Here is a 14,127-nt window from a genome sequence, read left to right as displayed (position 1 = left end):
TCACTCCGCGGCGACTGCTCCGGGCGAGAACGATTTCAGCATACCGCGATAAGGCTTGGCCAGCGGGCTGGCGTAGGCGCCGCGCTTCGATGTCGAAAGGCCGAGCGCGATGAGCGCTTCGGCCTGCTTGATCGCGGCGCCGACACCGTCGATGACAGGCAGTCCGAAATCCGCCTGCAACTGGTGCGCAAGGTCTGCCATGCCGGCGCAGCCAAGCACGATCGCCTCGGCACGATCCTCCTCCACGGCCCGGGCGATCTCGTCGCGCAGCTTGCCAACCGCTCCCGATGCCGGATCCTCGAGCGCCAGTACCGGAATGTCGGCGGCCCGAACGCGCGCTCGTCCCGCCATGCCGTAGCGTTGAACCAGCCCCTCTACCGGCACGCGCGAGCGTTCGGTGGTGGTGACGACGGTGAAGCGCTGGGCGATGAAGGAGGCCATGCTGAGTGCCGCCTCGCAGATGCCGATGACCGGAATGGCGGCCATGGCCCGCGCGGCGTCGAGCCCGGTGTCGTCGAAGCAGGCGATGACCGCCGCCTGCACGCCACGGCGTTCGCCGGCGGCGATCTCCATCAAAAGGCCGGGCACGGCCAGCGCCTCGTCATAATAGCCTTCGATCGAGGCCGGCCCCGTGGACGAGGTGACAGCGATGATTTCGGTCCATGCGCCGGCGACGCCGCGTGCGGTCGCCGCGATCGTCTCGGTCATGCTCGCCGTCGTGTTGGGGTTCACCACCAGGATCTGCACGGTCATGCTCTCGCCCGGCGGCGGCCGACATAGAGTATGGCGCCCAGCGTCGCCAGGATCACCAGGAAGGAGAACACCGTGGTCACCGTGCCCAGCGCGTAGAGCACCGGCGTCGTGACATTGGTGGTCATGCCGTAGATCTCGAGCGGCAGCGTGTTGAAGGTTCCCGATGTCATCAACGTGCGGGCGAACTCGTCATAGGAGAGCGTGAAGCCGAACAGGCCGACGCCGATCAGGCTCGGCGCGATCATCGGCAGCACGACATGGACGAAGGTCTGCCAGGAGGTGGCACCGAGATCGCGCGCGGCCTCCTCATAGGCCGGCGAGAAGCGGTTGAAGACGGCGAACATGATGAGCACGCCGAACGGCAGGGTCCAGGTCAGATGCGCGCCGAAGGCCGATGTATACCAGGCCGGGCGCAAGCCGACCTGCTGGAAGACCACGCCGATGCCCAGCGAAATGATGATGGAGGGCACGACGAGACTGGCGACCGCCAGATAGAACAGGGCGGTGGCACCGCGAAACTTCCGGCGGAAGGCAAGGCCTGCCAGCAGCGACACGACGACGGTAACGATCATCACCATCAAGCCGAGCACCAGCGAGCGCTTGAAGCTGCCGCCGAAATCGCCGACCGACTGGCGCTCGAACAGATTGGCGAACCAGTGCAGCGACACACCGTTGAGCGGGAAGGTGAGGCCACCGGTCTCGCCCTGGAACGACAGGATCAGGATCGCCGACAGCGGACCGTAGAGGAACAGCACGAACAGCGCGAAGAAGGCCGCCAGCACGTAGAATTCGAGGGTGCGTTTTTCGTGGCTCACGTCAAAGCTCCCGGCGGATATCGACGATGCGCAGAATGCCGGCGACCATCAAGAGCACCAGCACCAAAAGCACCACGGCGTTGGCGGCGGCGGCCGGATATTGCAGCAGCGACATCTGGTTCTTCATCATCAGCGCCACGGAAGCGCTCTGGCCGCCCGACATCACTTGCACGGTGGAGAAATCCGCCATCACCAGCGTGACGACGAAGATGGTGCCGATCGCCATGCCGGGCTTGGCCAGTGGAATGATGACGTTCCAAAGCACCTGCCAGCCGGAGGCGCCGGCATCGCGCGCGGCCTCGACCAGCGAGCGGTCGATGCGCATCAGCGTGTTGAAGATCGGCGTCACCATGAACAGCGTGTAGAGATGCACCATGGCCAGCACGACCGCGAATTCGGAATAGAGCAGCCATTCGATGGGCTTTGGCACCAGACCCATATGCACCAGCGTCGAGTTGATCAGCCCGTTGCGGCCGAGCACCGGGATCCACGAGATCATGCGGATGATGTTGGAGGTCAGGAACGGCACGGTGCAGACCAGGAACAGCACCATCTGCATGGCCGTGGTGCGGATGTGGAAGGCGAGGAAATAGGCGACCCAGAAGCCGATGAACAAGGTCAGCGCCCAGACGATGGCCGCGAATTTGATGGTATTGAGATAGGTCTTCCAGGTGACCCAGGAGCCCAGCACGTCGGAATAGTTGGTTGTCAGGAAATCCGGATACATGGCTGCGAAGTCGTAATCCCAGAAGGACACGACGACGATCATGATGATGGGCAAAAGCAGGAACGCGCCGAGGATCAGCGCGAGCGGAGCCGACTGCAGATAGGGCGTGACGGCACCGAGCGAAAAGCGGCGGCGACGCCCGGTGGGACTGGCGGCTATGGTGGGGCGTTCGAGGGCGACTGTCATCTAGGCTCTCGGTGCGGGTTTGCTGTCCGGGCGGAGCTGCCTTCCCCTTCCCCAGGGGGAGAAGGGGAAGAGGAGAGGCGCTTGTTCCTTACGCCGCGATGAACTCGTTCCAGCGCTTCACCATGTAGCGGTCCTCGTCCATCACCGAGTTCCAGCAGGCGACCTTGCCCATGCGCTCCTCGAAAGAGCCGCCATCGCGAACGGCGCCGGCCTTCTCCATGACGGTGCCGTCCGGTGCCTTGATCTCGCCCTTGGCCGGCTTGCCCTCGATCCAGTAGCCCCACTCGTCCTCGGTCATGAACTTCTTGGCCGAGACCATGTTGGCCGAGTAGTAGCCCTGGCGGTTGAGGTAGCCGCCAACCCAGCCCGACGTGTACCAGTTGATGTATTCGTAGGCAGCGTCGAGCTCCGCGCCCTTGAGGTGGGCGGCAAGGCCAAGACCGCCGCCCCATGAGCGGTAGCCTTCCTTGAGCGGCTGGAAGCGGCAAGGGATGCCCTTGGAGCGCACGGCGGCCACCGCCGGCGACCACATGGACTGGATGACCACTTCGCCCGATGCCATCAGATTGACGCTCTCGTCGAAGGACTTCCAGAAGGCGCGGAACTGGCCGCCCTGCTTGGCCTTGATCAGGAAGTCGATCGTCTTGTCGATCTCGTCCTTGGTCATGTTGCCCTTGTCGGCATATTTAATGTTGCCCATGGCTTCCATGATCATGGCTGCGTCCATGATGCCGATGGAGGGGATGTTGAGGATGGCGGTCTTGCCCTTGAAGGCCGGGTCCATGATGTCGGCCCAGGTAGTGATGTCGCGGCCGACGAGGTCGGGGCGGATGCCCAGCGTGTCGGCGTTGTAGATGGTGGGCACCATGGTGAACCAGTTGGTCGGCGCCTTGGCGAAGGTCTTGGAGTCCTGCGCCTCGACATAGCCCACCGTGTGCGGCGCCGTGCCCTGGGCGATCACGCTGTCGGGGGTGAGTTTGCCGGTTTTGAACAGCGGCACCAGCTCGTCGTAATATTTCAGCTTGCTGACATCCATCGGCTGCAGCACGCCGGTGGGGAACACCTTCTTGCAGATCCAGTATTCGATATCGGCGATGTCGTAGCTGTCGGGCTGGGTCACAGCGCGCTGGGCGGCGGCGTCGGAATCGGTTGCCGTCATCTCCAGCGTGATGCCGAGGTCAGCCTTGCACTTGTCGGCAATGGCGTTGAGGTTCGACACGCCGGTGCCAAACTGGCGCAGCGTGATGTTGGACTGCGCCCAGATGGTCGGGAAGCCCGTGATGACGCCCGAGCCGGCGGCGAGGCCGACGGCGGCCGCACCCGTCTTGAGCAGCGAGCGGCGGGAGATGCCAGTCTTGGATTGTATTGTGTCTGTCATGTCTATTCCCCTGTCTTCTTTTGCTTGGTTGATGTCATGAATGAAGGTGGCCGAGGACGATCGCATCCTCGGCATCCCAGGCGAGCGGTACGGCATCGCCAATGGCGACGGGTTTGGCGAAGAAGTCGGAATCGTCGATGATGACAGTGAAGTCGTCGATGCCGGCACCGGTGACGGAGAGCTTCACCGTGGCGCCGCGATATTCGATGTTGGCGACGATGCCGGTGAAGCCGAGCCCGGGCGCGGGGGCCTCGCCGATGCGCACATGGTCGGTACGGATGGCGATGTCGATCGGCGCGCCCACTTCCTGTGCTGCGCCGCTGGTGGCGAGCGAACCGCCGCCGTTGACGTCGAAGACGACCATGCCGTCTCGGCTGCCGGTGACCCGGCCGGAGATGACATTGTGGTCGCCCATGAAGCGCGCGACGAAGGCCGTGGCCGGCCGCTCGAACACGTCGCGCGGCGGCGCTGCCTGTTCGATGCGGCCGTCATTCATCACCACGATCAGGTCGGCAAGCGCCATCGCCTCCTCCTGGCTGTGGGTGACGTGGACGAAGGTGATACCGAGCGACGTCTGCAATTTCTTCAGCTCGGCCCGCATGCGGATCTTCAGGAACGGATCGAGCGCCGAAAGCGGCTCGTCGAGCAGCAGCGCTTCGGGATCGGTGATCAGAGCGCGGGCGAGCGCGACACGCTGCTGCTGGCCGCCGGAAAGCTGCGCCGGGCGGCGCGTCGCATAGGCCTCCATCTGCATCAGCTTCAGCATGTCGAGCGCCTTGGCGCGGCGCTTCTCCTTGTCGACGCCCTTCATCTTCAGGCTGAAGGCGACATTGTCGATGAGGTCGAGATGCGGGAACAGCGCATAGGACTGGAACATCATCGCCGTGCCGCGTTTGGCCGGCGGCAGGTCGGTGACGACGGTGTTGCCGAGCCGGACGTCACCCGACGAAATGCTTTCGTGGCCGGCGATCATGCGCAGCGTCGAGGTCTTGCCGCAGCCGGAGGGACCGAGCAGGCAGCAATAGGTGCCCGCCGGAATCTTCAGGCTGATATCCTCGACGGCGGTCGTCGTTCCATAGACTTTCGAAACGGACACGATGTCGATCTCGGCGGCTTTGGACATTCAGGCTTCCCCGTTTGGTCGCATTAACCAATGCATCATGCGTGCCAATATCGGGGTGACTGGCCAAACATTTGAATTGTCTAGAAAATCAGGCCTGTCGGCCGTTGCCTATCTGGCGGGCGGCTTTGTGCATTGCACAAATTATGGGCGATTGTGCGCGATCTGCACAAAAATCGTATGCAATATTTTTTGGCTTTGTGTTCACTTTGCCTCTCGTGCGCAGACGGCGAGTCGCGTTAGAAGGGTGCGGGAACATCATCGCCATGAATATTGCCGATCACATCTATTCCGCCGACAGCGCCAACCAGGATCGCGCGCAGGCGATCCGCGACAATCTGCGCGACGCCATCGTCGACCGCCGGCTGGCGCCGGGCACCAAGCTGTCGGAGGGCGAGGTCGGCACGCTGTTTGACGTGTCGCGCACCGTGGCGCGCGCGGCACTGCAGATGTTGTCCTTCGAAGGCCTGGTGCGCACGGAGCGCAACCGCGGCGCGTTCGTCGCCAACCCCTCGCCCGAGGAGGCGCGCCAGGTGTTCGCCTCGCGCCGGCTGATCGAGCCCGGCATTGCCATTGCCGCCTGCGGGCGCGTCACATCAGCCGACATCGCCGCCTTCAGGGCGCAACTCGACGAGGAGGGCCGCTTCATCGCCGAGCGCGGTCCGACCGCGCGGCGTTCCGAGATCAAGGCGTCCGGCGATTTTCATCTGCTGCTTGCTTCGGTCGCCGGCAACGCCATCCTGCAGCGCTTCATGGAGGAACTGGTCGCGCGCTCCTCGCTTGTCATCGCGCTTTACGGGCGGTCTGGCGTGTCGGCCTGCGGGCACAGCGAGCACACGGAAATTGTCGGTGCGCTGGAGAGCAGCGATTGCGAACGGGCCAGCCGGCTGATGCTGCACCACATCGACCATATCGAGGCCGATCTCGATCTGCGCGTCAGGGCGGGCCCGGCGCTTCGCGAGGCTCTCAATTTCTGACGGCTAGTTTTCGTCGTCGGTGGCAGCTGGCGCTGCCTGTCCGGCTGCCTTGCGGCGCAGCATCTTGGTCAGCTTCCAGATCGTCGGGCTGTTCTTGACGAAGGCCTTCAGCCGCGCGCCCTGGCGAAGCGTCTGCGCCAGCGCACGGCCCTTCAGCGTCAGCGGGACCAGCACCTCGAAATGCCGGGTTTCGATATCGCACCACTGCCGCTTGTAGGGTTCGTCGCCGACGGAGAAATCGTAGACGGTAAAACCCGTCTCGCAGGCTTCCTGGATGTTGTCGAAGAACAGGAAATCGCCGGGACTGCTGGATGCGAGATCATCCTCGGCGATCGCTCCGAACTCGCAGATCAGGCGTTTCCCGGAGCGGCTCGACCCGGTGACGGCGCGTAGCTTGCCGGCGACTTCCAAGCCATGCAGCACGAAAGAGGGCGTGTCCTCGGCCAGGGCCTGCGTGAACAGCGCCCTGAAGAAGGCGCGTGTCTGGTCGCCGCCGAAGACATTGGCAATGCCCATCTTGCGAAAGCGGAGCTCCTTCATCTCGAAGAAGGCGTCGAGCAATCTCTCCACCTCGTCCGGGCTGCACGCCTCGATGCGCCGATGGCTGCCGACGGCGTCGAATTTGCGCATCTGCGACCGATGTTTCTTGCGTTTGCGCTTGCCGCTGGCGCGCAGCAGCAGCGCATCGAAGCCCCCGCCAAGGTCGACGGCCAGCGAAAGATTGGGGCTGGAGAAATGATCGAGCGATGCGAGCGGATTGGCGATGCCGTCGAGATCGGGCAGCAATCGTTCCAGCGCGATGAGATCGATGTCGGGCCTAGCCTTGGCAATGGCCCCAAACACTGAGCCGACGACCGCGCTCTCCGCCCTGGCCAGCCATTGCGGGTCAGCGGCCGCGAAATTGCCATTGGCATGGCGGCCGCCCATGAAACGGGCGACCCGGAACGGGCGCTGGCTGACAACCTCCAGCGCCAGTGCGATGACCGGCTTGCCTCCGAGAGTGAGCGTCGCCACCAACAGATCGGGCTCGAGCTGCGCGGCCCAGTTCAGGATCCATGTTGCGCCCTGGGCCGGCGCATAAAGCGCCGACCGGCAGAATTCCGCATAGGCCGCCAGCCCGTCCGCACCCACGACGGAGACCGATGGCCCGGCGGCATCCTTCGGCAGGGCGCGTGGCGAAGCCTCGGTCGCCGCAAGCCGATTGCCGTCAAATGACGCCATTGCGTCAACCATACCTCAATCCTTAAGGCGTATTGATCCCGATTTGGGGGGCGCGCAGGCGTATTCCGTGCTTGGATCAGCCTAGGCGCAAAAGGTGAATGAATGATCGACGGTGGGGAGGCAATCCGGAAACTGGCGCTCAACGTCGCTCGCTATACCGGCCTCGCACCACTGGCCAGGCCATTTGTCGGCGGCATCGGTGCCATCCTGATGCTGCACCGCGTGACTGCGACACCGGAAAAACCCGACAGCGTCAACCGCCACCTCAACATCGCGCCGAGTTTCCTTGATGCGGTGATCGCCGACATGAAGGCGGACGGCTATGTTTTCGTCTCGATGGACGAGGCCGTGCAGCGCATCAAGGCAGGCGGCAAGGGCGGCCGGTTCGCCACCATCACCGCAGACGATGCCTATCGTGACAACATGACCGAGGCCCTGCCGGTGCTGGAGAAGCACCGCGCGCCGATCACCATCTATGTGGCGCCGGGGCTGATCGACGGCACCGCCGATCTATGGTGGGATGTGGCCGAGGATATCGTCAACGCGTCGGACCGCCTGACTCTGTCGACCTCGAATGGTCCGGCGGTGATCGATTGCGCGACCCCGGCCAGGAAAAGCCAGGCCATAACCCGGCTGCACGCCTACTTGGCCACCGAGGTTCGTGAGGAAGATCTGCGCACCGTGCTGCGCGATCTCGCCAGTTCAAACGGCGTCGACGCGGACGCCTCGCGCCTGCGGACGCTGATGAACTGGGATGAGATCCGCACCGTCGCCGCGCATCCGCTGGTTACGATCGGCGCCCATACGATCAACCACAGCAATCTGAAGCGGCTTTCCGAGGCCGATGCACGGCGCGAGATCGACGCCGTGAAGGGCATGTTGCGAGCAGAGCTTGGCAGCGAACCACTCCATTTCGCCTATCCCTATGGCTATGCAAGCGCCGTCGGCTGCCGCGAAGTCGGCTTTGTCGCTGACGCCGGCTATGTCTCCGCCGTGACGACCCGCCATGGCGTGCTGCGCGCCGAACATGCCGGCTTCCTGCATGCCTTGCCGCGCATTTCGATCAATGGCCGCTACCAGAGCCTTGCCCATATCCGCACCATGCTGTCGGGCGTGACGACGCCGCTCGCCAATGCTGGCAAGATGGTCGTCACCATCTGACCGGGTTTGCCGTCAATCCGCCTTGCGCGTTGATCCAGCAGCGTATGAGCTGCGAGCCAAGGCAGCCCGTTTCAGCCTTTCGAGCGCGGCTCCAGCATCAGCCACTTGATGATGCCCATCGCCGGCAGCACCCAGAGCAGGCCGCTGAGCAGGAAGAACAGGAATTGCACCAACGCGCTGGACTCCGACAGCCGGGCGACGGCGAAGATCGATGCGACCAGCGCATAGATGATGACCAGTGCCACCAGCAGGAACATTCCGATCAGCTTTTTCAGGCGAATGGGCATGGCTTGGCCTCGTTGATCGCTACCGCTTAGGCCGAACGCAGGACACGCGCAACCCGCGACATCGGGCGCGACGGCGTGCCGCGCTGCATGGTCTTGCCAGCACGGATGCTATGGTTCACCAATCCGCGACATTCAACCGGACTGGACAGATCATGGCTGCCATATCAGCCGCCCACCCATACGTCGCCCGCGACCGCGACCTGCACAACCGCGCGCTTGTGCGCGGCTGGCTTTATGTCGTGCTTCTGGTGCTGTTTGCACTGGTGCTGGTCGGCGGCGCCACGCGGCTTACGGAGTCCGGCCTGTCGATCACCGAATGGCAGCCGATCCATGGCGTCATCCCGCCGCTCAACGACGCCGAGTGGCAGGAGGAATTCCAGCGCTACCAGCAGATCCCGCAATACACCGAGCTCAACAAGGGCATGAGCATCGAGGCGTTCAAGTCGATCTTCTGGTGGGAATGGGCGCACCGTCTGCTGGCGCGCAGCGTCGGCCTGGTCTTCGCCTTGCCGCTGCTGTTCTTCTGGGTGAGCCGCCGCATCGAGCGCGGCCTTGGGCCGAAACTCGTCGGTATTCTTCTCCTCGGCGGCCTGCAGGGCGCCATCGGCTGGTGGATGGTGGCCTCAGGCCTGGTCGACCGTGTGTCCGTGAGTCAGTACCGGCTGGCGACGCATCTGACGCTGGCGGCGCTGATCTTCACCGCCACCATGGTCGTCGCGCGTGGGTTGGCGCCGCATTCGGAGCCCGCCGCCGATCGCTCGACGCAGCGCCTGGCCGGCTTCATCGTGTTCCTGGCGCTGATCCAGATCTATCTCGGCGGCCTGGTCGCCGGGCTCGACGCCGGCCTGAGCTACAACACCTGGCCGCTGATGGACGGCAAGATCATCCCCGGCGATCTGCTGATCCTCGAGCCGGCATGGCGCAACTTCTTCGAAAGCCCGAAGACGGTGCAGTTCATCCATCGGCTCGGCGCCTATACGGTCTTCGCCGTCGCGCTCTGGCACATGATCGCCACGCGTCGTCGACTGCCCGGCTCAACCCATGCCCGCCGCGCGACGCTGTTGTTTGTGCTGGTGCTGGTGCAGGCCTCGATCGGCATCGGCACACTGCTGATGCAGGTGCCGCTGCATATGGCGCTGACACATCAGGGGTTTGCGCTGATCGTGCTGGGTTTCGCTGCCGCGCACTGGCGCGGCACCAAGGGCGCCTATCCCTTGCCGCAGGAGATCGTGCTCAGGAGTTGATCCCGAGCCGCTCGGCCCGTCCCTCAGGTCAGAAATTCGCCCGCACCGCCCGGATCGCCTTGGCGATCGACAGTTCGCGGTTTTCCTCGACCGTATTGTCATCCTCGTGGTGCCAGGCCGCGGACAGGCAGCCATAGGCGATGGCATGGTCCAGTATTGCCGGCGGCGACTGCCCCAGCGTCTTGCCAAAGACTTCGGCCATGTGTGCGATCCGCTGGGGATCGAGGCAAAGCGCGTCGCGGTCGAGCGGGTTGTAGAACATGTTGGCGGCGTCGAAGCCGGGATCGCCGAGCACGCCCTTCGGATCGATCACCAGCCAGCCGCGCGGTCCGTGCAGGATGTTGTCGTGGTGCAGGTCGCCATGCAAGGGCCTGATATCGTGCGGATTATCCAGCAGCCGTCCGGCGATCGACGCTGCCTCGACATAGATGCTGGCATGACCCGCGTCTCGGTCGGTTGCGGCTTTCCTGAACAGGCTGGCGTACCGCTCTCTGAGCGGCTGCAGCTCGGGCGGAAAGGGGTGATGCGACGGCGAAAACAGTTTCGCCATCACCTCAGCCGCGATTCCGGTTGCGGCATTGTCGCCCTGTTCATCGAGAACCTGGGTAAGCAAGGTGTCGCCGCCATATTCCAGCAGCATGCTGTGGCCGTCGCGGCCAAGCAGGCGCACCGCGCCTTCACCGCGCCGCCAGGCGAGGAAATGCTCGCCGCGCAATTCGTCGGCGACATCGTCGAAAGGCTTGAGCGCCTTGACGACGGCCGGCGAGCCGTCGCCGCGAACAACCTTCCAGATGCGGCTCGAAAAGGTCTCGGCAATGAGTTCGGGCGCGCTGATTTTCCAGCGCGCCGGGAAAACTGGTGCGTCCATCAAAGCCCGAGCATCAGGTCCATGTTCTGGACGGCTGCGCCCGAGGCACCCTTGCCGAGATTGTCGTAGACCGCCAGCAGCAGCGCTTGCGCGCGTTTGTCGTTGGCGAAGACATAGACCTTCATGCGGTTGGTGCCGTTGTAGATCTCGGGATCGATCTCCGGCATGCGCTCCAGGTGCGCATAGGGCGCCACCTCGACCACGCCGCCCTTGATGGCAGCGAAATGGTCGGCAATGGCTGCATGAAGCTCCGCGCCTGTCGGCACATGCTCGAGGCCGCCGAGCTGCAGCGGCACCACTGTGATCATGCCTTGGGCGAAATTGCCGACCGCCGGCTGCATGATCGGGTCATGTGACAGTTTTGCATAGGCCCGCAGTTCCGGCACATGCTTGTGCTGCAGGGTGAGGCCATAGGGCAGGAACTCCGAGGCGTCCTCGCCCTTGGCGACGTAGTCCTCGATCATCGGGCGTCCGCCGCCCGAATAGCCCGAAATGCCGTTGACGGTGATGGGGAAATCCGCCGGCAACAGGCCTGTCGTGACCAGTGGCCTCAGCGTGGCGATCGGTCCCTGCGGCCAGCAGCCGGGATTGGCGACGCGCTTGGCCGTGGCGATCGTCCTGGCCTGGTCCTTGTCCATCTCGGCGAAGCCATAGGCCCAGCCTTCGGCGACGCGATGCGCGGTCGATGCATCGATGACCTTGGTGGTGTCGTTGGCGATCAGCGAGACGCTCTCCTTCGCCGCATCGTCCGGCAGGCACAGGATCGCGATATCGGCCGCATTGAGGAATTCGGCGCGCGCCGCCGTCTCCTTGCGGCGCTCGGTGGGGATGGAAATGATCTCCAGGTCGCCACGCTCGGCAAGCAGCGCCCGGATCTGCAGGCCGGTGGTGCCGTGCTCGCCGTCGATGAAGATTTTCGGTTTCATGACCTGATCAAATTCCCTGATATTCCGAGACTATATACCGTTGCCGTGATTCACCGCGGCACCGTTGTGATTGCCGTTGTTCATCTCTTCCTGCCGTGCCTTTCGTTCAGCCAGCAGGCCGAGATACTGCATGGCCACCATCGAGCCGGCGATCGCCGTTATATCGGCGTGATCATAGGCCGGCGCAACCTCCACGACATCGGCGCCGACAATATCGACCTGGTTGAGCTGGCGCAGCGTCGACAGGATCTTCGCCGAGGACGGGCCGCCGGCCACCGGCGTGCCGGTTCCGGGCGCATAGGCCGGGTCGAGGCAGTCGATGTCGAAGGTCAGGTAGGTCTTCTTGCCGCCGGTGCGGTCGACGATGGCGTAGGCGATGTCGGAGGCACGCATCTCCTCGATTTCGTGGCCGTAGAGGATCTTGATGCCGAACGTATCAGGGGCGTGGGTGCGGATGCCGATCTGGATCGAACGGTCCGGATCGATGATGCCTTCCTTGACCGCACGGCCGACAAAGGATCCGTGGTCGATGCGCTTGCCGTCATCCTCCCAGGTATCCTGATGCGCGTCGAACTGCACCAAAGCGAGCGGTCCGTGGATGGCGGCATGTGCCTTGAGCAGCGGCCATGTGACGAAATGGTCGCCGCCCAGCGTCAAAAGGAAGGCGCCTGATTTCAGGATCTTCGCCGCTTCGCGCTCGATCGTGCCGGGGGTTTTCTGGTGGTTGCCGGAGTCGAGCAGGCAGTCGCCATAGTCGACCACCGCGAGATGTTCGAACAGATCGCGCGAGAATGGATACTGAGGGTCATTGTCGAGGATCGCCGAGGCGCGGCGAATCGCCTGCGGCCCGAAACGGGCGCCGGGCCGGTTCGTGACGGCGGCGTCGAAGGGAATGCCCCACACCACCGCATCCGCGCCCTTCACGTCCTTGGTGTATTTGCGCCGCATGAACGACAGCGCGCCGGAATAGGTCGGCTCAAGGGCGCCGCCCGTTTTGGAGCGGGCGGTGAAGGCATGGTCGATGTTCTTGGTCGCCATTACTGGTCCTCGTTTTCATCGGGGTGCAACAACTACAGAACCGGCATGGAAGATGCCAGTCACAGCTTGGGGAGACGAAACGGCGCCGCCCGGGTGCCACGGCAAGACAGGATTTGTCCCATCATGACGCAGGCCGCGTTTCTTAATCCGTCCGATGGCGTGGTGTCGACCCATGCCGGCACGATAGCCGGCGAGCGCTTCCAGGTTCTCGATTCGTGGCGCGGCATCTGCGCGCTGCTTGTGGCGCTGTTTCATTTCCCGACCGCTTCCGCGATCTCGCAGAGCGCCTTCATCGGTTCGTCCTATCTTTTCGTCGATTTCTTCTTCGTCCTTTCCGGCTTCGTCATCGCCAGCAGCTATGCGGATCGGCTGAGTCAGCCGATAGAGGTCGCCCGCTTCGCGCTGGTGCGGTTCGGCCGCATCTATCCGCTGCATGTCATCATGCTCGCGGCCTTTGCGGGCTTCGAACTGCTGCGGCTGATGCTGCCGCAATTGCATGGCACCGGCGCTGCCCCCTTCACCGGCGGTTTCGATTTGAAGAGCCTGCTTGCCAATCTGCTCCTGCTGCAAGGGATGGGCTTCGAGGATCATCTGACCTGGAATGCGCCAAGCTGGAGCATTTCGGCGGAGTTCTTCGCCTATCTCCTGTTTGCCGGCGTGGTCTTCATCGCCGGCGCGCGTGCCTGGATATGGCTTTTCGCCGCCGCCGTCACCGCGCCGCTGTTCCTGTTTGGTTTCTCCACGCATCATATGGACGTATCCTACGATTTCGGCTTCATCCGCTGCCTCTACGGCTTCTCGCTCGGCGCCCTGCTGGCTTGGTTTCAGCATGATTCCATTGCAGGGGCACGACAGCTCCTCGCCAGAAGCGGCCCGCGGCTGAGCTGGACCCTTGCCGAAATCGTCATGGTGGCGGCCATCGTGTTTTTCGTGTCGCTGGCGGGCAGCAATGATTTCGGCATCGCGGCACCCCTGGTGTTCGCGCTGGCGCTGTTTCTCTTCGCCCATGAAGGCGGCTGGATTTCCGCCTTGCTACGGGCGCCGGTCATGCTGACGCTCGGCGCGCTGTCCTACTCGATTTACATGGTCCACATCTTCGTGCAGGCGCGCCTGATCAACGTTGCCGGGCTCGTCGAGCACAAGCTTGGCCTCGGCCTGGTCGGCGACATCGTGCTGCGCGGCTCGCCGGCGACGGGCTTCGGCACCGGCTGGGCCGGAACGGTTGCAATCGTCATCATGCTCGTCGCCACCATCGCCGCATCGTGGATCACCTGGCGTTTCATTGAAATGCCGGCGATGGCCTGGTTCCGCCGGCTCTCGAAGCGCATTTGACGCCAGATATCGCGACCATCCGCTAGCCGGCTTCGTTCACCCAGATGTCACGGGCATCGCCTATCCCGGCTTCGATCCGGCAAGGAGCGATTCT

14 protein-coding genes are annotated in these 14,127 nt (G+C 63.8%); 4 read left to right on the top strand and 10 right to left on the bottom strand.

Annotation, left to right across the window (positions count from 1 at the left end; genetic code table 11):
* The 5 genes from JG747_RS23855 to JG747_RS23835 all read right to left on the bottom strand — a co-directional run bounded on the left by JG747_RS23855 (position 1) and on the right by JG747_RS23835 (position 4,982).
* Entirely contained in the window at positions 1–753 is a 753-nt protein-coding gene (locus tag JG747_RS23855) for an aspartate/glutamate racemase family protein (protein WP_202360177.1), read from the bottom strand.
* A complete protein-coding gene (locus tag JG747_RS23850) occupies positions 750–1,568 on the bottom strand; it encodes an ABC transporter permease (RefSeq protein WP_038646306.1) in 819 nt (272 codons plus the stop codon). The genes JG747_RS23855 and JG747_RS23850 overlap by 4 nt, the downstream gene beginning before the upstream one ends.
* A gap of 1 nt (position 1,569) precedes the next feature.
* Positions 1,570–2,481, bottom strand: coding sequence for an ABC transporter permease (locus JG747_RS23845; protein WP_064982560.1), 912 nt, complete (start codon positions 2,479–2,481; stop codon positions 1,570–1,572).
* An 88-nt stretch (positions 2,482–2,569) separates the two neighbouring features.
* Positions 2,570–3,859: an ABC transporter substrate-binding protein gene (locus tag JG747_RS23840; RefSeq protein WP_202360176.1), complete on the bottom strand. Its 1,290-nt coding sequence runs from the start codon at positions 3,857–3,859 to the stop codon at positions 2,570–2,572.
* A gap of 34 nt (positions 3,860–3,893) precedes the next feature.
* Positions 3,894–4,982: an ABC transporter ATP-binding protein gene (locus JG747_RS23835; protein WP_019857647.1), complete on the bottom strand. Its 1,089-nt coding sequence runs from the start codon at positions 4,980–4,982 to the stop codon at positions 3,894–3,896.
* A gap of 263 nt (positions 4,983–5,245) precedes the next feature.
* On the opposite strand from JG747_RS23835, the gene JG747_RS23830 reads away from it, so the two are divergent.
* Positions 5,246–5,956, top strand: coding sequence for a GntR family transcriptional regulator (locus JG747_RS23830; protein ID WP_202360175.1), 711 nt, complete (start codon positions 5,246–5,248; stop codon positions 5,954–5,956).
* Positions 5,957–5,959: 3 nt separating this feature from the next.
* Here the strand turns inward: JG747_RS23830 and JG747_RS23825 are convergent, their stop codons facing one another.
* A complete protein-coding gene (locus JG747_RS23825) occupies positions 5,960–7,189 on the bottom strand; it encodes a GNAT family N-acetyltransferase (RefSeq protein ID WP_202360174.1) in 1,230 nt (409 codons plus the stop codon).
* 90 nt (positions 7,190–7,279) lie between these two features.
* On the opposite strand from JG747_RS23825, the gene JG747_RS23820 reads away from it, so the two are divergent.
* A complete protein-coding gene (locus JG747_RS23820) occupies positions 7,280–8,338 on the top strand; it encodes a polysaccharide deacetylase family protein (RefSeq protein ID WP_019857651.1) in 1,059 nt (352 codons plus the stop codon).
* A gap of 71 nt (positions 8,339–8,409) precedes the next feature.
* On the opposite strand, the gene JG747_RS23815 is transcribed toward JG747_RS23820, so the two are convergent.
* Positions 8,410–8,625, bottom strand: coding sequence for a DUF2842 domain-containing protein (locus tag JG747_RS23815; RefSeq protein ID WP_019857652.1), 216 nt, complete (start codon positions 8,623–8,625; stop codon positions 8,410–8,412).
* 152 nt (positions 8,626–8,777) lie between these two features.
* Here JG747_RS23815 and JG747_RS23810 point away from each other — a divergent pair, with 152 nt between their 5' ends.
* Positions 8,778–9,869 carry a COX15/CtaA family protein gene (locus JG747_RS23810; protein WP_083246722.1) on the top strand — a complete coding sequence of 364 codons (1,092 nt, stop codon included), beginning with the start codon at positions 8,778–8,780 and terminating at the stop codon, positions 9,867–9,869.
* A gap of 28 nt (positions 9,870–9,897) precedes the next feature.
* Here the strand turns inward: JG747_RS23810 and JG747_RS23805 are convergent, their stop codons facing one another.
* The 3 genes from JG747_RS23805 to speB are packed head-to-tail and all read right to left on the bottom strand — an operon-like array spanning position 9,898 to position 12,701.
* Positions 9,898–10,737, bottom strand: coding sequence for an aminoglycoside phosphotransferase family protein (locus JG747_RS23805; RefSeq protein ID WP_446720598.1), 840 nt, complete (start codon positions 10,735–10,737; stop codon positions 9,898–9,900).
* On the bottom strand, positions 10,737–11,663 hold the full coding sequence (argC, locus tag JG747_RS23800) for an N-acetyl-gamma-glutamyl-phosphate reductase (RefSeq protein ID WP_202360172.1): 927 nt from the start codon (positions 11,661–11,663) through the stop codon (positions 10,737–10,739). The genes JG747_RS23805 and argC overlap by 1 nt, the downstream gene beginning before the upstream one ends.
* 30 nt (positions 11,664–11,693) lie before the next feature.
* Positions 11,694–12,701 (bottom strand): agmatinase, encoded by a 1,008-nt coding sequence (speB, locus tag JG747_RS23795; RefSeq protein WP_010915634.1) that lies wholly within the window; start codon positions 12,699–12,701, stop codon positions 11,694–11,696.
* Between the two features lie 123 nt (positions 12,702–12,824).
* Here speB and JG747_RS23790 point away from each other — a divergent pair, with 123 nt between their 5' ends.
* Positions 12,825–14,033 (top strand): acyltransferase family protein, encoded by a 1,209-nt coding sequence (locus tag JG747_RS23790; protein ID WP_202360171.1) that lies wholly within the window; start codon positions 12,825–12,827, stop codon positions 14,031–14,033.
* The last annotated feature ends 94 nt before the right edge of the window (positions 14,034–14,127 follow it).

The organism is Mesorhizobium sp. 131-3-5, assembly GCF_016756575.1.
In the GTDB taxonomy this organism is placed as follows: domain Bacteria; phylum Pseudomonadota; class Alphaproteobacteria; order Rhizobiales; family Rhizobiaceae; genus Mesorhizobium; species Mesorhizobium jarvisii.
Note: the sequence above shows the minus strand (reverse complement) of the source record. Positions and strands in the feature narration are given on the sequence as shown.